Here is a 21,553-nt window from a genome sequence, read left to right as displayed (position 1 = left end):
CCACCTGCGGCGCCTGGCCCCCCAGGCCGGCGCCGCCGGGCCGGCGCTGCTGGCCGCGGCCGAGGCGTTCGAGCGGCTGGTCTATGCCCCCCTGGCCGCCGCCGAGCGGCGCCGGCTGCGTCGTCGTCTGCGACGCCACCTCCGTGAGCTGCGCCGCGGCCTGCCGCGGGACACCGGCAGCGGGTCCGGGGCTGGCGCCACGGGGCCGGAAGTGGCATCGTGAGGGAACAGATAGCGAGCACGCGCCATGAGCATCCATGATCACGATTGCCGCACCCACCGCGGCGAGCCCTTCAATCTCCGTGCCCTGCGCGGCCAGGTGCTCCTGATCGTCAACGTGGCCAGCAAGTGCGGCTTCACTCCCCAGCTGCGGGACCTCGAGCGACTCTACCGGCGCTACCGCGACCGGGGCTTCACCGTGCTGGCCTTTCCCTGCAACCAGTTCGCCCACCAGTCGCCGGAGACGGCCCAGGCCTTCTGTGCCTTCGGCGAGCGCGAGTACGGCGTGACCTTCCCGCTGATGGAGAAGATCAGGGTCAACGGGCCGGACGCCCACCCGCTGTTCGTGGAACTCAAGCGCGCGGCCCCGGGGGTGTTCGGCACCGGCATGATCAAGTGGAACTTCACCAAGTTCCTGGTGGGCCGGGACGGCCGGGTGATCCGGCGCTTCTCGCCCCGCGACGGGGCCGAGGTGCTGATCGAGGCCCTGGAGCAGGCGCTCGACGAGCCCTGAGGCGGAGCGCCGCCGTCAGAGCCCGGGCTCGCCCCGGGCCACCGCCACGCGTTCCATCAGTTCGCTCCAGCGATGGCGGGCCATCATGGTGGTCAGCCCGGAGAACAGCGCCCAGCTCCTGCGCCGCCAGCCGGTGAGCCGCAGGTTGTGGGCCACCAGCTGGCGCATCAGCTTGTGGTCGTCGAAGCGACGCCACTCCCCGGCCACCGACATCTGGTGGCGGGCCAGCACCGGCGCCAGCTCCAGGCGGAACACCCACTCCAGCTCGTGCAGGGTCAGGTCATGGCGCTGGATCACCTCGACCATGCGGGCGTAGTCGGTCTCCCGCGGTTCCCGCTCCAGCCACAGCGGCGCCAGGGCCAGCCAAAGCTCACCGCGCTCGTCGACGAGGGTCTGCGCGTCCATGGGATTCTCCTGCTCGGGGGCGTGCCGAGCATCCTGCCCCAGCCGCCCGCGTCGCTCAAGGGCGGACAGCCCGGGCCGGGGCCGCTAGAATGTCGCCACTGACGAATGCCATGTAACAGGGCCGCGCCGCGGCGCGCCCCGAAGCCAAGAAGAGGTCTGTCGTGATCATCAAGCCCAAGGTACGCGGTTTCATCTGCACCACCACCCATCCCGTCGGCTGCGAGAAGAACGTGCTCGAGCAGATCGAGGCGACCCGGGCGCGGGGCCTGGACAAGAGCGTCGGGCCGAAGAAGGTCCTGGTGATCGGGGCCTCCAGCGGCTACGGCCTCTCGGCGCGCATCACCGCCGCCTTCGGCTATGGCGCCGACACCCTGGGCGTGTTCTTCGAGAAGCCGGGCACCGAGAAGAGGCCGGGCACCGCCGGCTGGTACAACGCCGCCGCCTTCGACAAGTTCGCCAAGGCCGAGGGCCTGTACAGCAAGTCGATCAACGGCGACGCCTTCTCCCACGCGGCCCGCGACAAGGCCATCGAGCTGATCAAGCAGGACCTCGGCCAGGTCGACCTGGTGGTCTACTCGCTGGCCTCGCCGGTGCGCAAGCTGCCGGACAGCGGCGAGCTCAAGCGCTCGGTCCTCAAGCCCATCGGCGAGACCTACCGCGCCACCGCCATCGACACCAACAAGGATGCGATCATCGAGGCCGAGGTCGAGCCGGCCACCGAGCAGGAGATCGAGGACACCATCGCGGTGATGGGCGGCGAGGACTGGGAACTGTGGATCGACGCCCTGGACCAGGCCGGCGTGCTGGCCCCGGGCGCCCGGTCGGTGGCCTTCAGCTACATCGGCACCGAGATCACCTGGCCGATCTACTGGCATGGCGCCCTGGGCAAGGCCAAGGAGGACCTGGACCGCGCCGCCGGCGAGATCGACACGCGCCTGGCCGGGCAGGGCGGTGGCGCCAACGTGGCGGTGCTCAAGTCCGTGGTCACCCAGGCCAGCGCGGCCATCCCGGTCATGCCGCTGTACATCGCCATGGTCTACAAGGTGATGACGGAGCAGGGCCTGCACGAGGGCACCATCGACCAGCTCAACCGCCTGTTCGCCGAGCGGCTCTATTCACCCGAAGGGCAGGGCGGTGCACTCGTCACCGACGAGGTGGGGCGCCTGCGCCTCGACGACTGGGAGCTGCGTGACGATGTCCAGCAGGCCTGCAAGGACCTCTGGCCCCAGGTGACCACCGAGAACCTCTTCGAGATCACCGACTACGCTGGGTACAAGCACGAGTTCCTGAAGCTGTTCGGCTTCGAGCGGGAGGACGTCGATTACGACGCCGAGGTGAATCCCGTGGCGGAATTCGATGTCGTAAACCTGTAGGGCCCCGGTTCGCCGGCGGCCTGTCCCGAGATCCGCGAACCCAGGAGGTCGGTATGGATACCAGGGAAAGCAAGACGCCGGAAGAGGAACGGGAGCACTTCAAGGAGGTCAGCCAGCCCGAGGACTTCGAGCACCCCGAGCCCGATGAGGAGCAGCCCGAGGCGCACCAGTCCGCCCAGGGTCTGACCTGGCTGCTGCCGGTGCTCATCGTGGTGGTGGCGGTGTTGGTCATCGGGCTGCTGGTGATCGGCCTCAGCGATTGATCCGTCGCACCGGTCTCGTGACGTGACGCCGGGCCCCGGGCCCGGCGTCGTGCGTTGCGGGCGGCTGTCGTGACGGCGGCCTTTGGATAGAATGAGGCCTTCTTCCCGCAACGAGAGCACCCCCATGCCCGAGTCCCCGATCGCCCCATCGCCTGTGCCGGTGTCACGGCATGTGGGGGTCGTGGTGTTGCCCGGCTTCTCGCTGCTGGCCCAGGCCTGCGCCACCGAGCCGCTGTTCGTGGCCAATCGCCTGGAGGGGCGGAGCCTCTATCGCCTGTCGACCTTCGCCGTCGACGAGCGCCCCGTGGCCAGCGCCTCGGGGCAGGCACTGATGCCCCAGGCCGTCGCCGGGGAGCCCGACCAGGCCCTGGACATGCTGCTGGTCTGCGCCCCCGGGCCGCTCGCGGGCAGCGTGCCGGTGGGCCTGCTCGACTGGCTGCGGCGCCTGGCCGCCGCCCGGGTGGTGCTGGGCGGGATCGGTGGCGGCACCGAGCTGCTGGCCCGGGCCGGGGTGCTGGATGGCTATCGGGCGACCCTGCCCTGGCCGCGCTTCTCGACCTTCGCCCGGGACTATCCGCGGGTGCGCCTGTCGCAGCAGCTGTTCGAGATCGACCGCGACCGCCTGACCTGTGGCGGCGGCACCGCGGCCATGGACATGATGATGACCCTGATCGGCAGCCAGCACGGCGGGGAGCTGGCCGAGCGGATCTCGGAGCACTTCGTGCTGGAGCGCATCCGCATGGGCGACGAGCCCCAGCAGGTGCCGCTGCGTACCCGGCTCGGCCATGCGCCCCAGAGCCTGGTGGACGCCGTGGCGCTGATGGAGTCCAACATCGAGGAGCCGCTGACGACTCACGAGTTGTCCGAGCACCTCGGCATTTCGCGGCGCCAGCTCGAGCGGCTGTTCAAGAAGCACCTGCAGGCGGTGCCCAGCCGCTACTACCTCAACCTGCGCCTGCAGCAGGCGCGGCGGCTGCTGCGCGAGAGCGACCGGCCCGCCGGCGAGATCGCCCTGCAGACCGGCTTCTCCTCGGCGGCGCACTTCTCCACCGCCTATCGCAACCACTTCGGCATCACCCCGCGGGAGGAGCGCCTGGGGTGACGCCGGCCCGTCGGCCAGCGTGCCGGCGGCCCATGGACGGGAGACGCGATGCACGCGCTGCGACCCCACCTGTTGCTGCTGATGGTGGTGGCCATCTTCTCGGGCAATATCCTGGTCGGCAAGGCCCTGGCGGGGCTGCCGCCCTTCACCATCTCCCTGGGGCGCGTGGCCATCGCGCTGCTGGTGGTGCTGCCACTGGGGCTTCGCCAGGCGCGCCGTGCCTGGCCGGTCTTCCGCCGTCACTGGCGGCCGCTGCTGGGCCTGGCGCTGTCCGGCGTGGCCTTCTTCAACGCCCTGATCTACGCCTCGCTCAAGTTCACCTCGCCGACCAACGTGGCCATCCTCGAGAGCCTGATTCCGGTGGTCACCCTGCTGTTGAGCGCCATGCTGTTCGGCGAGCGCTTCCGCGGGCGGCAGTGGCTGGGCGTGGGGCTGTCCTTCGCCGGCGCCCTGGCGGTGATCACCGCCGGGGAGGGCGAGCTGGCCATGCCGGGCGGGATCAACCCGGGGGATCTGATCATGCTGCTGGCGGTGCTGGTCTGGGTGGGCTATTCGCTGCTGGTCAAGCGCCACATGGCGCGCTTCCCCCGCTATGGCGGGCTGCTGGTGATGCTGGTCATCGCCAACCTCGCCCTGGCGCCGATCGCCCTGCTGGAGGGGGCCTGGCAGGTGCTGCCGCGGCTGTCCGGCGAGGAACTGGCCGGGCTGGCCTACCTGGGGGTGTTCCCCTCGGTCGTCGCCCTGCTGCTCTACAACCAGGCGCTGGCCGCACTGGGGCCGACGCGGACCGCCGTCTACCTCAACCTGCTGCCGGTCTTCACCATGGTCGGGGCCTTCCTGTGGCTGGGCGACCCCATTCTCGGCCGCGAGCTGGCGGGCAGCCTGGTGGTGATCGTCGGCGTCTGGTGCACGCTGTCGCCGCCACGGGCCGGCTGAGTCCTCGACGCCAGCATGGCCGAAAGTGTCCGCTTGCTGGCCGGGCGGGCCCGTTCGCGTCGCCTCCCCGGGGCTATGGTGATGGTTCCATCCCAATGAGAGAATCGAGACGATGACCACCGCCCTGTTGCTGATCGATGTCCAGGCCTCCTTCCCCGCCCGCGACTACTGGGACGAGACCCTGGCCGCCGCCTGGCGTCACCGCCAGCGCGCCCTGCTGGACCTGGCCCATGAGGCCGGCATTCCGCTGGTGCGCATCTTCCACGAGGCGCCGGGCAGCGGCACGCCCTTCGATCCCGAGCGTGGCCTGATCCATCCGCTCGACGGCTTCGACGATCCCGCCGCGGTGACCTTCCACAAGCGCGCCCACAACGCCTTCACCGACACCGGCCTGGAGGCCTGGCTGCACGAGCGCGGCATCCGCCAGCTGTTGGTGAGCGGCATTCGCACCGAGCAGTGCTGCGAGACCACGACGCGGGTCGCCGCCGACCTCGGCTTCGCGGTGGACTTCGTCAGCGAGGCGACCCTGACCTTCCCCATGACTCGCCACGCCCGGACCTGGAGCGCCGAGGCGATCCGGGAGCACACCGAGCTGGTGCTGGAGGGGCGCTTCGCGCGGATCGTCGACGTCGACACCCTGCGGCAGGAGTGGCGCGGTGCCGCCGCCTGAGACGGACGAACTGAGGGTCGGGGTGCTGATGCTCCCCGGCCAGGTACCGCTGGACCTGGTCGGGCCGCTGCAGGTGCTGCATGTGGCCCAGCGGCTGGCGGGTGATATCAAGGTTTGCTACTTCGGCCCCCGGGAGTCTCTGGACTGGCTGGGGCCGCTGTCGCTGTCCGGTATCGCGCCGCTGCCGGACGCCCTCGAGCCGCGGCACCTGCTGGTCGTGCCCGGCCAGTATCGGCGGGGCATCGACTCCCGGCTGCAGCCGACCTGCGTCGCCTGGCTGCGCCGCCACGCCGCCGCGGCCGAGACCGTGATGGGCATCTGCTCGGGGTCGCTGCTGATGGCCGAGGCCGGGCTGCTGGATGGGCGGCGCTGCACCACCCACCATACCCTGCTGCCGCGCCTTCGCGAGCTGGCCCCCGGCGCCCGGGTGCAGGGCGACTGCATCTTCATCGAGGACGGCCGCTGCCTGACCAGTGCCGGCATCTCCACCGGCATCGATACCATGCTGCACTGGCTGACCCGACGCCTCGGGCATCGCCTGGCGCTGGCCGTGGCCCGGGAGATGGTGCTCTACCTGAGGCGCAGCGGGCACGAGCCCCAGCTGGGCAGCTGGCTCGAGGGGCGCAACCACGTCGACGAGCGCATCCATCGCCTGCAGGACGCGCTCTGCGCGCGGCTGAAGGAGCGCTGGAGCCTGAGCGGCATGGCCGAGGTGGCGGTGATGAGCGAGCGCCACCTGCGTCGCCGCTTCGTCGCCGTGGCGGGCATGTCGCCGGGGGACTACCTGACCCGGCTGCGCCTGCAGCTGGCCCGCCAGCTGATGGAGGAGACACCCTGGAGCCTGGCGCGAATCGCCGCGGAGGTGGGCCTGGGCGACGACCGCCAGCTGCGCCGTGCCTGGAAGCGCTTCGCCGCGGACTCGCCCCAGGCCTGGCGCCGCCGGCTCGCCTCGCCGGCCTGAGCCCGTCTCAGCCCGGCGCGGCCGCCTTGCGCGCCAGCAGGGCGCGGAACAGCGAGCCCATCAGCACCGGCCGGTCGGCCTCGATCACGAAGCCGGCGCCTTCCAGCAGCGGCCGGGCCTGGCGGGTGATGTCGGTGGCGATCGCCGAGGTGACGAGGTTCAGCGCCCGCCGGCCGGCCCCGGCCGGGCGCTCGTCGGCCTGGAACTTGTCCATCACGCACAGCTGGCCATGGGCGGCCAGCACCCGGCGGGCCTCGGCCAGGCCTCGTGCCGGGTCCGGCATCACCGCCAGGATCAGGTGCATCACCACCACGTCGAAGTGACCGTCGGGGTAGTGCAGGTCCTCGGCGTCCATCACCTCGCTCTCCACGTCCCGCCCCATGGCCTCGGCGCGGGCGGCCAGGCGCTGCAGCATGGCCGGGGACAGGTCGGTGGCATGCAGCTCGATGTCCCGGGGCAGCCAGGGCAGGTCGAGACCGGTGCCGGCCCCCACCAGCAGCACCCGCATGCCCGGTCGCCAGTGCACCTGGGCCATCGCCTGACGGCGCGCCTGGCGAAAGGCGCGCTCGGCGACGTGGTCGTAGAGCGGGGCATAGAGGCCATAGCGCAGGCGGTTCCAGGCCGTGGTGTTGAGCATCCGGACATCCTCCTCGAACAGACTCCTACCATAGCCGATCCCGCCGTGACGGGTAGCGATGGCCGCGCTACTGCCTTTTTCACAATTCGCCGTCCCATTGCTGAAAGCCCCCCGCCGGGGGGCTCCCTATACTCGAATGAACGTGGATTCAGCCTGACGAGCCTCGGCTCGCGACAACGGAGAGTGACATGACCCAGACCCCGACCCGCAGCGACTTCGACCAGTACATGGTGCCCAACTATGCGCCCCAGAAGGCCATTCCGGTGCGCGGCGAGGGCAGCCGCCTGTGGGACCAGCAGGGCAAGGAGTACATCGACTTCGCCGGCGGCATCGCGGTGAACTCCCTGGGCCATTGCCATCCGGTGCTGGTCAATGCCCTCAAGGAGCAGGCCGACAGGCTGTGGCACCTCTCCAACGTCTACACCAACGAGCCGGCCCTCAAGCTGGCCCGTTCGCTGGTCGAGCGCACCTTCGCCGACAAGGTCTACCTGTGCAGCTCCGGCGGCGAGGCCAACGAGGCCGCGCTGAAGCTGGCACGCCGCTGGGCGCATGACACCCATGGCGAGCACAAGCACCGCATCGTCTCCTTCGCCCAGTCCTTCCATGGCCGCACCTTCTTCACCGTCAGCGTCGGCGGCCAGCCCAAGTACTCCCAGGGCTTCGGCCCCGTGCCGGGCGGCATCGTCCACGGCGAGTACAACGACCTGGACAGCGTGCGCGAGCTGATCGATGGCGACACCTGTGCGGTGATGGTCGAGCCGATGCAGGGCGAGGGCGGCATCCTGCCCGCCGATCCCGCCTTCCTCCAGGGGCTGCGCGAGCTGTGCGACCAGCACGACGCCCTGCTGATCTTCGACGAGGTGCAGACCGGCGTGGGCCGCACCGGCTCGCTGTTCGCCTACATGGACTACGGCGTGATTCCGGACATCCTGACCAGCGCCAAGTCCCTGGGCGGCGGCTTCCCGGTGGGCGCCATGCTGACCACCGACCGCATCGCCCCGGCCATGGCCATCGGCACCCATGGCTCCACCTATGGCGGCAACGCCCTGGCCTCCGCCGTGGCCCTGGCCGCCATCGAGCACATCGACACCCCCGAGGTGCTGGGCGGCGTCAAGCAGCGCCACGACCTGTTCCGCGAGCACCTCGAGGCGATCAACCGCAAGCACGGGGTGTTCAAGGAGATCCGCGGCATGGGCCTGCTGGTCGGTGCCGAGATGAGCGACGATTACCAGAATCGTGCCAAGGACATCCTGCCGCTGGCCATCGAGGAGGGCGTGATGGCGCTGGTCGCCGGCCCCAATGTGCTGCGCATGGCGCCGTCGCTGGTGATTCCCGAGGCCGACATCGCCGAGGGCATGGCGCGCCTCGAGCGGGCGATCGCCCGGATGGTGGCCGCCCAGTGAGCCTCGGCCGCGCCCCGCGAGACCCCGAATCATCCAGTGGAGGCCATGCCATGCTGGTCGTACGTCCCACCCGGCCGGCGGACCTGCCGGCCCTGGAGCGGCTGGCCGGCAGCGCCACGCCGCGCCTGACCAACCTGCCGGCCCACCGGGACCGCCTCGAGGAGCGCATCACGCGCTCCCAGCGCGCCTTCGAGGCCGAGGTGGAGTTCCCCGGCGACGAACACTACACCTTCGTGCTCGAGGACCAGGAGCGCGGCGAGGTGGTCGGCACCGCCACCATTCGCGCCCAGGCCGGCGCCCGGGAGGCCTACTACACCTACCGGCAGGAGACCCTCATCCACGCCTCGCAGCAGCTCGACGTGCGCCGCGAGGTGCAGACCCTGTCGCTGTCCCACGAGGTCTCCGAGGCGAGCCTGCTGTGCGCCTACTCGCTGGATCCCCGCTACCGGGGCACCAGCGCCGAGAGCCTGCTGCGCCGCGCGCGGCTGATGTTCATCGCCCAGTACCCCGAACGCTTCGCCGAGATCCTGGCGATGGCCTTCCCCGGCTATCTCGACGACGACCAGCAGTCGCCGTTCTGGAACAGCGTGGGGCGTCACTTCTTCGTGCGCGACTACCAGGAGATCAACTACGTGGCCGGGGTGCGCTCGAAGAGCTTCATCGCCGAGGTGATGCCCCAGTTCCCGCTCTATCTGGCGCTGCTCACGCCCCAGGCGCGGGCCGCCATCGGTCGCGAGCACCCGGACCACGAGTCGGCCATGGACGAGATGCTCGCCGAGGGCTTCCTGCGCTCGCGCCATGTCGACATCTTCGACGCGGGACCGGTGATCAAGGGCGAGCGCGACCGGCTCGAGAGCTTCCGGCGCGCCGCCTGGCATCCGGTACGCATCCGTCCGCCTCACTCGCTGCCGGATGCCGAGCCGGCGATGATCGCCAACCAGCGCCTCGGCGACTTCCGTTGCGTGGTGGCGCGCTACGCGCTGTCGCCCACCGGTCAGCTGATGCTGTCACCGCAGCACGCCGAGCAACTCGGCGTCGAGGAGGGCCGCGCCGTGCTGGCCGCGCCGCTGGCCCTGCCGGGCGACGAGCATGACCCGGGCTACGACGAGGGAGAGCTGTGATGCGCATCCGACCCATTGCCCCGTCCGACCTGGACGAGCTGCAGGCCCTGGCCCGGGAGACCGGGGTGGGGTTCACCTCGCTGCCCGACAACCGCGACTTCCTGGCCGCCAAGATCGACATCGCGGCGAGCGCCTTCGCCCAGCAGACGCCGGTCGACCAGCGGCTCTACTTCTTCGTCCTCGAAGACGAGGCCACCGGCCGGCTGGCCGGCTGCTGTGCCATCGAGGGCCAGGTGGGCCGCGAGGTGCCGTTCTACCACTACCGGGTGGGCACCCTGGCGCACTCCTCGGTGCAACTCGACCTGCACCGCACCATCGACACCCTGTTCCTGAGCTCCGACCACACCGGCGACGCCGAGGTGGCCTCGCTGTTTCTGCGCCCCGAGTACCGTGGTGCCGACCGCCGCCACGAGCGCAACGGCGCGCTGCTGTCGATGATGCGCTGGCTGTTCATGGCCGAGTTCCGCGACAGCTTCCCCGACAAGGTGCTCGCCGAGATGCGCGGCGTGTTCGATGCCGAGGGACGCAGTCCCTTCTGGGAGTGCCTGGGCAGCCACTTCTTCCCCATGGACTTCAATGAGGCGGACCGGCTGACCGGGCTGGGCCAGAAGAGCTTCATCGGCGAGCTGATGCCCAAGTTCCCCATCTACACTCCCTTCCTCTCCGAGGAGGCCCGGGCCTGCATCGGCCAGGTCCACGAGCACACCCGCCCGGCGCTGGCCATGCTCAAGAAGGAGGGCCTGCGCTGGGAGGGCTTCATCGACATCTTCGACGGTGGCCCCACCGTGGAGGCCTATGTCGACGACGTGCGCGGGGTCCGCCTGTCGCGGACCTGCCGGGTGGAGGTCAAGGCCGGCGAGCTGGCGCAGGCGCCGCGGCCGCGCTGGCTGGCCGCCACCACCTCCATGGCCGGGTTCCGCGCGGCCTGGGTGGGGCGCGGTCCCGATGACGATGGCGTGGTGACGCTGAGCGAGGCCGAGGCCAGGCGCCTCGAGGTCGGCTCCGGCGACACCCTGCGCATACTGGATACTGACGAGGAGGCGTGATGAAGGCGATGCAACGGCTGCTGATCGGCGGCCAGTGGCACCAGGGCGAGGCCGCGGCCTTCGCCAAGCAGGACCCGGTCTCGGGCGAGACGCTGTGGCAGGGCGCCGCCGCCTCCGAGGCCCAGGTGGGCGCCGCGGTGGACGCGGCCCGCGCCGCCTTCCCGGCCTGGGCACGCCAGCCCTTCGAGGCGCGCCAGGCGCTGGTGGAGCGCTTCCGCGAGGTGCTGGAGACCCATCGCGAGGACCTGGCGACGGCCATCGCCGGCGAGACCGGCAAGCCGCTGTGGGAGGCCCGCACCGAGGTCGGCGCGATGATCGGCAAGGTGGCGATCTCGATCCGCAGCTACCAGGAGCGCACCGGCGAGCGCGAGCGCGACCTGGGCGAGGCCCGAGCGGTGCTGCGCCATCGTCCCCATGGCGTGATGGCCGTGTTCGGTCCCTACAACTTCCCCGGCCACCTGCCCAACGGCCACATGGTGCCCGCGCTGCTGGCCGGCAACAGCGTGGTCTTCAAGCCCAGCGAGCAGACCCCGCTGACCGCCGACCTGACCCTGCAGTGCTGGCGCGAGGCCGGCCTCCCGGAGGGGGTGATCAACCTGGTGCAGGGCGCGGCCCCGGTGGGCCAGGCGCTGTCGGCGCATCCCGGCATCGACGGGTTGCTGTTCACCGGCAGCGCCAGGGTCGGCGGCGTGCTGCAGCGCCAGTTCGCCGATCAGCTCGACAAGATCCTGGCCCTCGAACTCGGCGGCAACAACCCGCTGGTGATCAAGGACGTGCCCGACCAGGATGCCGTGGTGCTGTCCATCCTGCAGTCCGCCTTCCTGTCCGGCGGCCAGCGCTGCACCTGTGCGCGTCGGCTGATCGTGCCGGACGGGCAGGTGGGCGACCACCTGCTGGACGCGCTGTCCGACGCCATCTCGCGGCTCCACGTGGCCGGCCAGTTCAGCGAGCCGGCGCCCTTCTACGGCGGCCTGGTGAGCCCGGCGGCGGCCGACGGCCTGCTCGAGGCCCAGGACGCCCTCGAGGCCATGGGCGGCACCGTGCTGGCGCGCATGGAGCGCCTGGCGGCGGGCACCAGCCTGCTCTCGCCGGCGCTGATCGATGTCACCGGCCTGGCGGTTCCCGACGAGGAGCACTTCGGCCCGCTGCTCAAGGTCTACCGCTACCGCGACTGGGATGAGGCCCTGGCGCTGGCCAACGACACTCGCTATGGCCTGTCCGCCGGCCTGATCGGCGGCGAGCGCGCCGACTGGGACGACTTCCTGCTGCGCATCCGCGCCGGCATCGTCAACTGGAACCGCCAGACCACCGGCGCCTCCGGCGACGCGCCCTTCGGCGGCGTGGGCGACAGCGGCAATCACCGCCCCAGTGCCTACTATGCCGCGGACTACTGTGCCTATCCGGTGGCCTCCATGGAGAGCGAAGACCTGCACCTGCCCGACAAGCTGCCGCCGGGGGTGCACCTATGAACCAGCATATGATCCTTATCCCGACCGAGGCGCTCCGAGCGCCTGCTTACATGAGCCCAGCGGACGACTGCGCCTATCCGCTGGCCTCCATGGAGAGCGACCTGCACCTGCCCGACAAGCTGCCGCCGGGGGTGACGCTGTGAGCCAGGACCAGGACATGACGGTGCGCGAGGTCAACTTCGACGGCCTGGTCGGGCCGACCCACAACTACTCGGGACTGGCCCATGGCAATGTGGCCTCGATGAGCCACGAGGGGCTGGTGGCCAATCCCCGCGAGGCCGCGTTGCAGGGCCTCGAGAAGATGAAGTCGCTGATGGACGCCGGCTACGCCCAGGGCGTGCTGCCGCCCCAGCAGCGGCCCGACCTGGGCGCGCTGCGCGCCCTGGGCTTCTCCGGCAGCGACGCCGAGGTGCTGGCCCGGGCCGCCGGCGAGGCGCCGCAGCTGCTGCGGGCGGTGTGCTCGGCGTCCAGCATGTGGACCGCCAATGCCGGCACGGTGACGCCCAGCGTCGACGCCGCCGACGGCCGGGTGCACTTCACCCCCGCCAACCTGCAGTCGAGCTTCCACCGCTACCTGGAGCCGGCGACCACCGCCCGGGTGCTGGGGGCGATCTTCCGTGACGAGGCGCACTTCGCCCATCATCCGGTGCTGCCGGCGACCCCGGCGTTCTCCGACGAGGGCGCGGCCAACCATACCCGGCTGGCCGGCGAGCATGGCGCGCCGGGGGTGCACCTCTACGTCTACGGCCGCCAGGCGTTCGGCGGCGACGGCGTCGAGCCGCGCCGCTTCCCGGCCCGCCAGACCCTCGAGGCCAGCCAGGCGGTGGCCCGCCAGCATGGCCTCGCCGCGGCGCAGACGGTGTTCGCCCAGCAGCACCCGGCGGCCATCGACGCCGGGGTCTTCCACAACGATGTCATCGCGGTGGGCAACGGCCCGGTGCTGCTCTACCACGAGATGGCCTTCCGCGACGAGCAGGGCACCCTGGAGGCGCTGCGCGAGAAGATGGCCACGCCCCTGATCCCGGTGCGAGTGCCCGTCGAGGCGGTGAGCCTGGACGATGCCGTGGCCTCGTACCTGTTCAACTCCCAGCTGCTCAGCAATCCCGACGGCACCATGACCCTGGTGGTGCCGGGGGAGTGCCAGGAGCGGGAGGCGGTGTGGCGCTGCCTGCAGGACCACCTGCTGGCGGGCCACAACCCGATCGCCGAGGTGGTGGTCAAGGACGTCAAGCAGTCGATGCGCAACGGTGGCGGGCCGGCCTGCCTGCGGCTGCGCGTGGCCCTGTCCGCGGCGGAGCGGGCCGCGCTCTCCGGCCGGGTGCTGCTCGACGATGCGCTGTACGCCGAGCTCACCGCCTGGGTCGAGCGTCACTACCGCGACCGCCTGGCGCCGGCCGACCTGGCCGACCCGCAGTTGGCGACCGAGACGCTCACCGCGCTGGACGAGCTGACCGGCCTGCTCGAACTGGGCAGCGTCTATCCCTTCCAGCGCTGCTGAGCCGCCCGGCGAGCAGGGCCCGTGATCGCGTAGCCCCGCCGCCGGCGGGGCTTTCTTGTCGTCAGCCGTGGCGGAATCGCGGGCCGGGGCTCGGCGTGGGGCAGGGGGGCGGTTATGCTGGTGGCCGTCCATTCACTGCCAAAGGAGGCCCTCGTGGCCGGTAGCAGCCTGCTGACCCTGATCGACGATATCGCCACCATCCTCGACGACGTCTCGCTGATGACCAAGGTGGCGGCCAAGAAGACCGCCGGGGTGCTGGGCGACGACCTGGCCCTCAACGCCCAGCAGGTCACCGGCGTGAACGCCGACCGCGAGCTGCCGGTGGTCTGGGCGGTGGCCAAGGGGTCGCTGCGCAACAAGGTGATCCTGATTCCCGCGGCGCTGCTGATCAGCGCCTTCCTGCCCCCCCTGGTAACCGTGCTGCTGATGCTGGGCGGGGCCTACCTGTGCTTCGAGGGGGCCGAGAAGCTGGCCCACAAGTTCCTGCATGGCGAGGAGGACGAGGCGGAGCACGCCCGCCGGGTCGAGGCCCTGGCCAGCGAGGCCGTCGATATGCGCGAGTTTGAAAGAGAGCGCATCAAGGGCGCCATCCGCACCGACTTCATCCTCTCCGCCGAGATCATCGTCATCACCCTGGGCACGGTGGCCGGGGTGGCGCTCGGCCAGCAGGTGGCGGTGCTGGTCGGCATCGGCCTGCTGATGACCGTCGGGGTCTACGGGCTGGTCGCCGGCATCGTCAAGCTCGACGACCTGGGCCTCTACCTCAGTCGTCGCGAGGGGGGCCTGGCCGCCATCGGCCGGGGGCTGGTGGCCGGGGCTCCCTACCTGATGAAGCTGCTCTCGGTGGTCGGCACCGTGGCCATGTTCCTGGTGGGGGGCGGCATCCTCAGTCACGGCATTCCCGCCGTGCACCATCTCGTCCAGGGCGTCGCCGAGGTCGAGCTGGCGGTGCCCGGGCTCGATGCCATCGTCCATGGCCTGGGCCCGATGCTGCTCAACCTGGTGTTCGGCCTCGCGGTCGGGGGCGTGGTGCTGGGCGGGGTGACGCTGATTCAGCAACTGCGCCGGGGCTGACATGGCAGGGGATGGTGGAGAACTCGACACCCCGACATCGCGCGATCCGGAGAACGTTGTCGCGGCTCCCGGCTCGCCGCGCGTCGACTATCGCGAGGCCCTCGAGCAGCGTGGCTTCGTCGCCGACGCGGCCCAGTGGCGGGCGGTCGAGGCCCTGGAGGCGACCTTCCAGGCCCTGGCCAGGGGCGAGGGGGCGGTGCCCGGCGTCTACCTGTGGGGCTCGGTGGGGCGTGGCAAGACCTGGCTGATGGATCGTTTCCATCGTGCCCTCGAGGTGCCGGCCAGGCGTCAGCATTTCCATCACTTCATGCGCTGGCTGCATCGACGGCAGTTCCAGCTGTCGGGCACCTCCGATCCGCTGCGCCAACTGGCGGCGGAGCTCGCCGCGGACGTGCGGGTGCTGTGTCTGGATGAGCTCTTCGTCAGCGACATCGCCGATGCCATGCTGCTGGGGCGCCTGCTGGGCGCGCTCTTCGAGGAGGGGGTGGTGCTGGTGGTCACCTCCAACCAGGCGCCGGCGCAGCTCTATGCCGACGGTTTCAACCGTGAGCGCTTCCTGCCGGCGATCGACGCGATCGTCCGCCATATGGGGGTGGTGCACCTGGACGGCGACGAGGACCATCGTCGCCACCCGGGTGAAGGCCTGCGCCGCTACTGGGTTCGCGAATCCAATCAGCCCTCCGCCCTGGCCGAGGTCTTCGCCAGGCTCTGCGGCGGCCGGGCGAGGGGCACGTCGCCCATCGAGCTTGGCCACCGCGCCATCCCGGTGGAGGCACACAGCGACGACGTGCTGTGGTGCCGCTACGCGGCGCTGTGCGAGCAGCCCCTCTCGGCGCTGGACTTCATCGGCCTCTGCGACCGCTTCCGCCATGTACTGCTCGGCGGGGTCCCGCGCCTCGACATGGGCCTTCCCGACCGCGCTATCGCCCGGGGCACCGAGGATGCCAGCGCCCGGGTCGCCGCCGGCGATCGCGAGCTGCCCGCGCTGACCCGTCAGGACGATGGCGTGAGGCGCTTCATCGCCCTGGTCGACGAATGCTACGACCGCGGCGTGCCGCTCTACCTCGAGGCCGACGTGCCCCTCGAGGCCCTCTATCGCGATGGCCAGCTGGCCTTTCCCTTCCGCCGTACCCTGAGCCGGCTGCGCGAGATGCAGCTGGCGCGCTTCAGGGGCGGCTGACGCTCGCCCCGAACGGTGTCAGGGGGCAGGCCGGTCGGCGCGCAGCGCCACGGCGGCGTCGCGGGGGACCGCGAACCCGGCCCGGCCCGCCGCGTCCACCGTCACCCGGGTGGCACAGTCGTCCAGCAGGTTGCAGTACTCGCCCGCCGGCAGGCCGGTGTCGAGGGTGGCCGCCCAGGTCGCCTCGGCGCGATTCATGGCCACGAAGCCGCGGTCGCCGCGTGCGAAGGCGATGCGCGAGGCGCCGTCCGCCTGCCAGTGGGTGAGGGGGGCGTCGCCGACCGCCTCGCGGAAGCCGACCATGGCGCTGATCTCGGGCCAGCGGTGCTCGCAGACCCAGCCGCGTCGCTCCAGCTCGTCGTGAGCCAGGCAGCCCAGGCCGTCCTCGCCATGTACCCGCCGGGTGCGCCAGCCCTCCTCGGCCAGCGCGGGCGGGCCCTGGTCGCCATCGTCGAAGGTATAGCTCGACATCAGCTTGGGCGTGCCATAGGGCCAGGCGAGCATGAAGACGTTGGCCAGCGGATAGAGGGCGTCGCGGTGCATCAGCATGCCGCCGCCCACATGGCCGCGCTGCTTGTCGTGGTTGTCGACGAACACCAGGGCATCGTCTGCCAGCCAGTCGTCGCCTCGTCCCAGCGTTTCGAGGCCGGCCAGGTCGCCGCTGGCGATGGCCTGGGCCAGGTGGTGCGAGTAGCCGAACTCGGTGACGGCGGCGGCCGGGGCATACTCCCACTTCTTGATCGGCTCGCTGCCCGGGTCGATCACCTCCTGGAACACATAGGGGTCACCCTCGAGACGCTCGAGGATCGCCGCGACATCCGCCGCCGGCATGTGCTTGGCGGCGTCGATCCGCAGGCCGGCCACGCCGAGGTCGAGCAGCGACTGCAGATAGTCGGCGATGGTGTCGCGCACCGCCTCGCGCTCGGTGGCCAGGTCGGCCAGCCCCAGCAGGTGGCAGGTCTGCACCTCGTCGCGGTCCTGGTAGCTGTGGATCTGGTCGTTGCCATGACGGCCGCAGTGATGGAAGTCGTCGCGTCGGTACAGCTCGGCGTAGTGGAAGGGGGCGTAGGCGGTGCCGGCGATGCCGACGCCCTCGCCGATGCCGGCCATATGGTTGATCACCCCATCGGCGACGATGGCCACGCCGGCGGCGTCGCAGCGCTCGACCATCTCGGCGAAGGCCTCGCGGTCGCCGCTGCGCGAGGTCAGCGCATAGCTCACCGGCTGGTAGCGGGCCCACCAGGCCCCGTCGACGCCGTCGAGGGCGATATGCTCGTTGGCCGGCGAGACCTGCACGGCGTCGATGCCGGCCGGGCCGAGATGGGTCTCGCACTCGGTGGCGATATCGTCCCAGCGCCATTCGAACAGATGCACCATCACCGCTTGCGCGTCGCCCAGGCGCCGGGGGTCGCCCCGCGATGGGGCGCTGTCGGTGGCGGCCGTGGCCGGCGGGGCCGACAGGGCCAGGGTCGCGGCCAGGGCAATCGAATGCTTTGCTTTCATGGGCATCCCGTTGTGGTTGTCGTGGAGGGAAGGCATGGCCCGACCCATGCTAGCGGCGGACGTCAAACTCGCCCTCCTCCCGCGGGACGCCCGGCTTCCCCCTCCCTACGCCCCTCCTGTACGCCACCCCTGCGCCTCCCGGGGAGGAGGAAGCCTTGCCCCGGATTGACCAGGCTAGGCGCTATTGCTCCCCGTGCCGCCTGGGCGATACGGGGTGACGCCACAACAACACAACACGCCACGACAATACCCGAGGTAGCGACCCATGACCCGACGCCACGCCTTCCTCACCCCGCTGCTGGTCACCACCCTGAGCGCCGGCGCCGCCCTCCCGGCGATGGCCTTCGAGGACGATACCCTGACCGTCTGGATAGGCGACAACAAGGGGCCCCAGGGCATCCGCGAGGTGGCCGAGCGGTTCACCACCGATACCGGTATCGCCGTCGATATCGTCCATCCCGACGACATTACCAACCGCTTCCAGCAGGCCGCCGGCAGCGGCCAGGGGCCGGACATCGTCATCTTCGCCCATGATCGCATCGGGGAGTGGGCCAAGAGCGGGTTGCTCGATGCGGTCGCGCCCTCCGACAGCTACCGCGAGCGCTACTTCGACTTCACCTGGGACGCCGTCGAGTGGAACGGCGAGAGCTACGGCTATCCCATCTCGGTGGAGTCGCTGGGCCTGATCTACAACAAGGCCCTGGTGGAGACGCCGCCGGAGAGCTTCGCCGAGCTCAAAGAGCTCGATGCCGAGCTCCAGGAGGAGGGCAAGAAGGCGATCCTCTTCAACTACGGCGAACCCTACTTCAGCTGGCCGTTGCTGGCGGCCAACGGCGGCTACCCCTTCCAGCGCACCGAGTCCGGCTATGAGGTCGGCGATATCGGGGTCAACAACGCCGGGGCCGTGGAAGGTGCCAGCCTGCTGCGTGAGTTGATCGAGACCGGCGTGCTGCCCGAGGGTACCGATTACAGTGTCACCGACACGCGGTTCAACCAGGGCGAGGTGGCCGCCATGATCAACGGTCCCTGGGCCTGGAGCAACCTGGAGAAGAGCGGCATCGACTTCGGCGTGGCACTGCTGCCCCGGGTCGGCGACGAGCGCGCCAAGCCGCTGTTCGGGGTGATGGCCGCGATGATCAACTCGGCCTCGCCCAACGACTTCCTGGCCACCGAGTTCCTCGAGAGCTATCTGCTCGAGGAGCAGGGCCTGCGCACCTTCAACGGCGATGGCTCGTTGGGCGCCATGGCCCACAAGGCCTACCAGCAGGACCTGGAGTCCGATCCGCGGATCGCCGCGACCCTGGAGAACGCCGAACTCGGCGCCCCGATGCCCAACATTCCCGAAATGGGCGCTTTCTGGTCGGCCATGGGGCCGGCGCTGGAGAACATCGGCAGCGGCCGACAGGCTCCCCAGGCGGCGCTGGATGCCGCCGCCGGGCGCATCCGTAACGCCATCGAGTAACGCCTCCCTTCCAGTGCCCAGGTACCCGGCCGGCCATGAACCACCGCCCGGCCGGGGCAGACCGCAGGTGATCCCATGTTCGTGACCAATGCCTCGCGCGGCTTGCCGCGCCATCGCTCCCGCTACCCCGCCGAGCGCTATACCCGCTGGGCGCTGCGTGCACTGACGGCACTGCTGGTGCTGGCCACCCTGTGGCTGGTGGTGGCCTTCCACCTGCGCGGCCAGTGGATGTTCTCGCTGCTGTTCCTGGTGCTGGGGGCCAGCCTGGCGATCGTGTTCGGCAGGCGTGAGCTGATGAGTCATCGCTATATCTTCCCGGCGCTCGCCGGGATGGGCGTGTTCGTGATCTTCCCGCTGGTCTATACCATCGGCATCAGCTTCAGCAACTACAGTTCGAGCAACCTGCTCAGCGAGGAGCGGGTGCGAGCCCAGTTCCTCGACCAGACCTACCAGGCCGAGGGGCAGGCCTTCGACTTCCGGCTGGTTCGCGAGGGCAATCGGACGCGCCTCTATCTGGACGCCAAGGGCGCCGGCGACCTGGAAGGCATGCGACGGCTGGTGTCCGAGCCGCTGGCACACGCCGTGGAAGGGCAACCCCTGGCGGTCGAGTCGGCCGAGGCGGCCCCGTCGGGCGAGGCGCTGGGCCTGCGCGAGGTGATCGCCCTGCGCGACCGCCTGCAGAGCCTGACCCTGGTGACGCCGGACGGTACCGAGCTCAAGATGGCGGGCCTGCGCAGCTTCGCGCCGATGCTGCCGCGCTTTGCCGAGAATCCCGACGGCAGCCTGACCGACCGGCGCGACGGCACCACCCTGACGCCCGACCACGAGCGCGGCTTCTTCGTCACCGAGGACGGCGAACGGCTCACCCCCGGCTGGCCGGTGTCGGTGGGCCTGGACAACTACACCAAGATCTTCACCGACCCGGACATTCGCGGGCCCTTCCTGCAGATCTTCGTCTGGACCTTCGTCTTCGCCGGGCTGACGGTGGTGTTCACCCTGGCGGTGGGCTTCTTGCTGGCGTCGCTGCTGCAGTGGGAGCATCTGCGCGGCAAGGCCCTCTACCGCACCGTGCTGATCCTGCCCTATGCGGTGCCGGCCTTCATCTCGATCCTGATCTTCAAGGGCATGTTCAACCAGAACTACGGGGAGATAAACCTGATCCTCGAGAATCTGTTCGGCATCAGCCCCGACTGGTTCACCGATCCGGCGCTGGCCCGCACCATGCTGCTGATCGTCAACACCTGGCTGGGCTATCCCTACATGCTGCTGCTGTGCATGGGGTTGATCCAGTCGATCCCCCGCGACCTCTTCGAGGCCTCGGCGGTGGACGGTGGCGGACCGCTGACCAACTTGTTCAGGATCACCCTGCCGCTGATCCTCAAGCCGCTGACGCCGCTGCTGATCGCCTCCTTCGCCTTCAACTTCAACAACTTCGTGCTGATCGCCCTGCTCACCGAAGGGAGTCCGGACATCCTCGGCGCGAGCACCCCGGCGGGCACCACCGACCTGCTGGTCAGCTACACCTACCGCATCGCCTTCCAGGATGCCGGCCAGAACTTCGGCCTGGCGGCGGCCATCGCCACCCTGATCTTCCTGCTGGTGGTCGGCCTCTCGGCGCTCAACCTGCGCCTGTCCAAGGTCAAGGTCTAACAGGAGTCGTCTCATGGCCATGGTTCAACCCCGTTCCATCCGCACCCGCAAGCTGGGCGCCCACCTCGCGCTGCTGGGGTTCGTCAGCCTGGTGGTGTTCCCGCTGCTGCTGGTGATCTCGATCTCCTTCCGCGAGGGCAACTTCGCCACCGGCAGCCTGATCCCCGAGCGCTTCTCGCTGGAACACTGGGCGCTGGCCTTCGGCATCCCCTGGGAGCGCCCCGACGGCACCGTCGTCCAGCCGCCGTTCCCGGTGATGCTGTGGCTGTGGAACTCGATCAAGGTGGCGGTGGTGTCCTCGTTGATGATCCTGGCGCTCTCCACCACCAGCGCCTATGCCTTCGCGCGCATGCGCTTCCAGGGCAAGGCACCGATCCTCAAGGGCATGCTGATCTTCCAGATGTTCCCGGCGGTGCTCTCGCTGGTGGCCCTCTACGCGCTGTTCGACCGCCTGGGGCAACTGGTGCCCTGGCTGGGCATCAACACCCACGGCGCGCTGATCCTCGCCTCGCTGGGCGCGGTGGCGCTGCACATCTGGACGATCAAGGGCTACTTCGAATCCATCGACGGCTCGCTGGAGGAGGCCGCCATGGTCGACGGCGCCAGCACCTGGCAGGCCTTCCGGCATATCCTGCTGCCGCTGTCGGTGCCGATCCTGGTGGTGGTGTTCATCCTCGCCTTCATCATGTCGATCATGGAGTACCCGATGGCCTCGGTGCTGCTGCTCGACGAGAACAAGCTGACCCTGGCCGTCGGCGCCCAGCAGTACCTCGCCGAGCACAACCAGCGCTGGGGCGACTTCGCCGCCGCCGCGGTGCTCTCGGGGCTGCCCATCACCCTGGTCTTCCTGCTCTGCCAGCGCTGGATCACCGGCGGGCTGACCGCTGGCGGCGTCAAGGGCTGAATCCCCTCGCTCCCTGCTTCCTCGTCCCGTCCGGGACTCCCGCTTCCCCGGCCTTCGCCGGGGTTTTTTATGTGGGGTCGTGGGCAGCGCCGGCATCGGCCGCTACCCCGCAGGGGAGCCATGAAGCCCGATGAAGGGCCATGGCAACGACAAGGCCCCAACG

Annotated in this window: 21 protein-coding genes; 18 read left to right on the top strand and 3 right to left on the bottom strand. The window is 70.2% G+C overall.

Features of this window, described 5'->3' with window-relative positions:
• Together QWY76_RS19785 and QWY76_RS19780 are read left to right on the top strand one after the other, a co-directional pair.
• On the top strand, nucleotides 1-223 hold a 223-nt coding region (locus QWY76_RS19785), incomplete at its 5' end, for a hypothetical protein (protein ID WP_290313282.1).
• Nucleotides 224-247: 24 nt separating this feature from the next.
• Nucleotides 248-733, top strand: coding sequence for a glutathione peroxidase (locus QWY76_RS19780; protein ID WP_290313281.1), 486 nt, complete (start codon nucleotides 248-250; stop codon nucleotides 731-733).
• Nucleotides 734-748: 15 nt separating this feature from the next.
• Here the strand turns inward: QWY76_RS19780 and QWY76_RS19775 are convergent, their stop codons facing one another.
• Nucleotides 749-1,138 carry a DUF7079 family protein gene (locus QWY76_RS19775; RefSeq protein ID WP_290313280.1) on the bottom strand — a complete coding sequence of 130 codons (390 nt, stop codon included), beginning with the start codon at nucleotides 1,136-1,138 and terminating at the stop codon, nucleotides 749-751.
• A gap of 161 nt (nucleotides 1,139-1,299) precedes the next feature.
• On the opposite strand from QWY76_RS19775, the gene fabV reads away from it, so the two are divergent.
• The 6 genes from fabV (at nucleotide 1,300) to QWY76_RS19745 (ending at nucleotide 6,443) form a co-directional block, all read left to right on the top strand.
• A complete protein-coding gene (fabV, locus tag QWY76_RS19770; protein ID WP_290313279.1) occupies nucleotides 1,300-2,511 on the top strand; it encodes an enoyl-ACP reductase FabV in 1,212 nt (403 codons plus the stop codon).
• 53 nt (nucleotides 2,512-2,564) lie between these two features.
• Nucleotides 2,565-2,774 (top strand): hypothetical protein, encoded by a 210-nt coding sequence (locus QWY76_RS19765; protein ID WP_290313278.1) that lies wholly within the window; start codon nucleotides 2,565-2,567, stop codon nucleotides 2,772-2,774.
• Between the two features lie 124 nt (nucleotides 2,775-2,898).
• On the top strand, nucleotides 2,899-3,876 hold the full coding sequence (locus QWY76_RS19760) for a GlxA family transcriptional regulator (protein ID WP_290313276.1): 978 nt from the start codon (nucleotides 2,899-2,901) through the stop codon (nucleotides 3,874-3,876).
• A gap of 48 nt (nucleotides 3,877-3,924) precedes the next feature.
• Complete coding sequence (locus QWY76_RS19755; protein WP_290313274.1) at nucleotides 3,925-4,812, top strand: DMT family transporter; 888 nt, start codon at nucleotides 3,925-3,927, stop codon at nucleotides 4,810-4,812.
• A gap of 112 nt (nucleotides 4,813-4,924) precedes the next feature.
• The gene (locus QWY76_RS19750; RefSeq protein WP_290313272.1) at nucleotides 4,925-5,482 is read left to right on the top strand and encodes an isochorismatase family protein; all 558 of its coding nucleotides are present in this window, start codon (nucleotides 4,925-4,927) and stop codon (nucleotides 5,480-5,482) included.
• Nucleotides 5,469-6,443: a GlxA family transcriptional regulator gene (locus tag QWY76_RS19745; protein ID WP_290313271.1), complete on the top strand. Its 975-nt coding sequence runs from the start codon at nucleotides 5,469-5,471 to the stop codon at nucleotides 6,441-6,443. The genes QWY76_RS19750 and QWY76_RS19745 overlap by 14 nt, the downstream gene beginning before the upstream one ends.
• Before the next feature lie 7 nt (nucleotides 6,444-6,450).
• Here QWY76_RS19745 and QWY76_RS19740 read toward each other — a convergent pair whose 3' ends face one another.
• Entirely contained in the window at nucleotides 6,451-7,080 is a 630-nt protein-coding gene (locus QWY76_RS19740) for a class I SAM-dependent methyltransferase (protein WP_290313270.1), read from the bottom strand.
• 188 nt (nucleotides 7,081-7,268) lie between these two features.
• On the opposite strand from QWY76_RS19740, the gene QWY76_RS19735 reads away from it, so the two are divergent.
• The 7 genes from QWY76_RS19735 to zapE all read left to right on the top strand — a co-directional run bounded on the left by QWY76_RS19735 (nucleotide 7,269) and on the right by zapE (nucleotide 15,871).
• Entirely contained in the window at nucleotides 7,269-8,483 is a 1,215-nt protein-coding gene (locus QWY76_RS19735) for an aspartate aminotransferase family protein (protein WP_290313269.1), read from the top strand.
• Nucleotides 8,484-8,533: 50 nt separating this feature from the next.
• Nucleotides 8,534-9,604 (top strand): arginine N-succinyltransferase, encoded by a 1,071-nt coding sequence (locus QWY76_RS19730; RefSeq protein WP_290313268.1) that lies wholly within the window; start codon nucleotides 8,534-8,536, stop codon nucleotides 9,602-9,604.
• Nucleotides 9,604-10,650, top strand: a complete 1,047-nt coding sequence (gene astA / locus QWY76_RS19725; protein ID WP_290313266.1) for an arginine N-succinyltransferase — start codon at nucleotides 9,604-9,606, stop codon at nucleotides 10,648-10,650. Before QWY76_RS19730 ends, astA begins: the two co-directional genes overlap by 1 nt.
• Nucleotides 10,650-12,119, top strand: a complete 1,470-nt coding sequence (gene astD / locus QWY76_RS19720; protein WP_290313265.1) for a succinylglutamate-semialdehyde dehydrogenase — start codon at nucleotides 10,650-10,652, stop codon at nucleotides 12,117-12,119. Before astA ends, astD begins: the two co-directional genes overlap by 1 nt.
• A 157-nt stretch (nucleotides 12,120-12,276) precedes the next feature.
• Nucleotides 12,277-13,617 (top strand): N-succinylarginine dihydrolase, encoded by a 1,341-nt coding sequence (gene astB, locus QWY76_RS19715; RefSeq protein WP_290313288.1) that lies wholly within the window; start codon nucleotides 12,277-12,279, stop codon nucleotides 13,615-13,617.
• A 153-nt stretch (nucleotides 13,618-13,770) separates the two neighbouring features.
• Nucleotides 13,771-14,691 (top strand): DUF808 domain-containing protein, encoded by a 921-nt coding sequence (locus QWY76_RS19710; RefSeq protein ID WP_290313263.1) that lies wholly within the window; start codon nucleotides 13,771-13,773, stop codon nucleotides 14,689-14,691.
• Between the two features lies 1 nt (nucleotide 14,692).
• Nucleotides 14,693-15,871, top strand: a complete 1,179-nt coding sequence (gene zapE, locus QWY76_RS19705; RefSeq protein WP_290313262.1) for a cell division protein ZapE — start codon at nucleotides 14,693-14,695, stop codon at nucleotides 15,869-15,871.
• A gap of 18 nt (nucleotides 15,872-15,889) precedes the next feature.
• On the opposite strand, the gene QWY76_RS19700 is transcribed toward zapE, so the two are convergent.
• Complete coding sequence (locus QWY76_RS19700; RefSeq protein WP_290313261.1) at nucleotides 15,890-17,374, bottom strand: alpha-amylase; 1,485 nt, start codon at nucleotides 17,372-17,374, stop codon at nucleotides 15,890-15,892.
• Between the two features lie 265 nt (nucleotides 17,375-17,639).
• On the opposite strand from QWY76_RS19700, the gene malE reads away from it, so the two are divergent.
• The 3 genes from malE to malG all read left to right on the top strand — a co-directional run bounded on the left by malE (nucleotide 17,640) and on the right by malG (nucleotide 21,390).
• On the top strand, nucleotides 17,640-18,836 hold the full coding sequence (gene malE / locus QWY76_RS19695) for a maltose/maltodextrin ABC transporter substrate-binding protein MalE (protein ID WP_290313260.1): 1,197 nt from the start codon (nucleotides 17,640-17,642) through the stop codon (nucleotides 18,834-18,836).
• Between the two features lie 75 nt (nucleotides 18,837-18,911).
• Nucleotides 18,912-20,486: a maltose ABC transporter permease MalF gene (malF, locus tag QWY76_RS19690; protein ID WP_290313258.1), complete on the top strand. Its 1,575-nt coding sequence runs from the start codon at nucleotides 18,912-18,914 to the stop codon at nucleotides 20,484-20,486.
• A gap of 13 nt (nucleotides 20,487-20,499) precedes the next feature.
• Complete coding sequence (gene malG, locus QWY76_RS19685) at nucleotides 20,500-21,390, top strand: maltose ABC transporter permease MalG (protein ID WP_290313257.1); 891 nt, start codon at nucleotides 20,500-20,502, stop codon at nucleotides 21,388-21,390.
• Nucleotides 21,391-21,553: the final 163 nt, after the last annotated feature.

It is taken from the genome of Halomonas maura (assembly GCF_030409305.1).
GTDB lineage: Bacteria > Pseudomonadota > Gammaproteobacteria > Pseudomonadales > Halomonadaceae > Halomonas > Halomonas maura.
The sequence above is the reverse complement of the archived record's forward strand: the minus strand, read 5'-3'. Positions and strand labels throughout refer to the sequence as shown.

Bases quoted from the DNA above. Each gene is read 5' to 3' on its own strand.
- astB (WP_290313288.1), top strand. From the start codon at position 12,277: ATGACGGTGCGCGAGGTCAACTTCGACGGCCTGGTCGGGCCGACCCAC.
- QWY76_RS19780 (WP_290313281.1), top strand. From the start codon at position 248: ATGAGCATCCATGATCACGATTGCCGCACCCACCGCGGCGAGCCCTTC.
- zapE (WP_290313262.1), top strand. From the start codon at position 14,693: ATGGCAGGGGATGGTGGAGAACTCGACACCCCGACATCGCGCGATCCG.
- astA (WP_290313266.1), top strand. From the start codon at position 9,604: ATGCGCATCCGACCCATTGCCCCGTCCGACCTGGACGAGCTGCAGGCC.
- QWY76_RS19750 (WP_290313272.1), top strand. From the start codon at position 4,925: ATGACCACCGCCCTGTTGCTGATCGATGTCCAGGCCTCCTTCCCCGCC.
- astD (WP_290313265.1), top strand. From the start codon at position 10,650: ATGAAGGCGATGCAACGGCTGCTGATCGGCGGCCAGTGGCACCAGGGC.
- QWY76_RS19775 (WP_290313280.1), bottom strand. From the start codon at position 1,138: ATGGACGCGCAGACCCTCGTCGACGAGCGCGGTGAGCTTTGGCTGGCC.
- malG (WP_290313257.1), top strand. From the start codon at position 20,500: ATGGCCATGGTTCAACCCCGTTCCATCCGCACCCGCAAGCTGGGCGCC.
- QWY76_RS19740 (WP_290313270.1), bottom strand. From the start codon at position 7,080: ATGCTCAACACCACGGCCTGGAACCGCCTGCGCTATGGCCTCTATGCC.
- QWY76_RS19700 (WP_290313261.1), bottom strand. From the start codon at position 17,374: ATGAAAGCAAAGCATTCGATTGCCCTGGCCGCGACCCTGGCCCTGTCG.
- QWY76_RS19755 (WP_290313274.1), top strand. From the start codon at position 3,925: ATGCACGCGCTGCGACCCCACCTGTTGCTGCTGATGGTGGTGGCCATC.
- QWY76_RS19730 (WP_290313268.1), top strand. From the start codon at position 8,534: ATGCTGGTCGTACGTCCCACCCGGCCGGCGGACCTGCCGGCCCTGGAG.
- QWY76_RS19765 (WP_290313278.1), top strand. From the start codon at position 2,565: ATGGATACCAGGGAAAGCAAGACGCCGGAAGAGGAACGGGAGCACTTC.
- malF (WP_290313258.1), top strand. From the start codon at position 18,912: ATGTTCGTGACCAATGCCTCGCGCGGCTTGCCGCGCCATCGCTCCCGC.
- QWY76_RS19760 (WP_290313276.1), top strand. From the start codon at position 2,899: ATGCCCGAGTCCCCGATCGCCCCATCGCCTGTGCCGGTGTCACGGCAT.
- malE (WP_290313260.1), top strand. From the start codon at position 17,640: ATGACCCGACGCCACGCCTTCCTCACCCCGCTGCTGGTCACCACCCTG.
- QWY76_RS19735 (WP_290313269.1), top strand. From the start codon at position 7,269: ATGACCCAGACCCCGACCCGCAGCGACTTCGACCAGTACATGGTGCCC.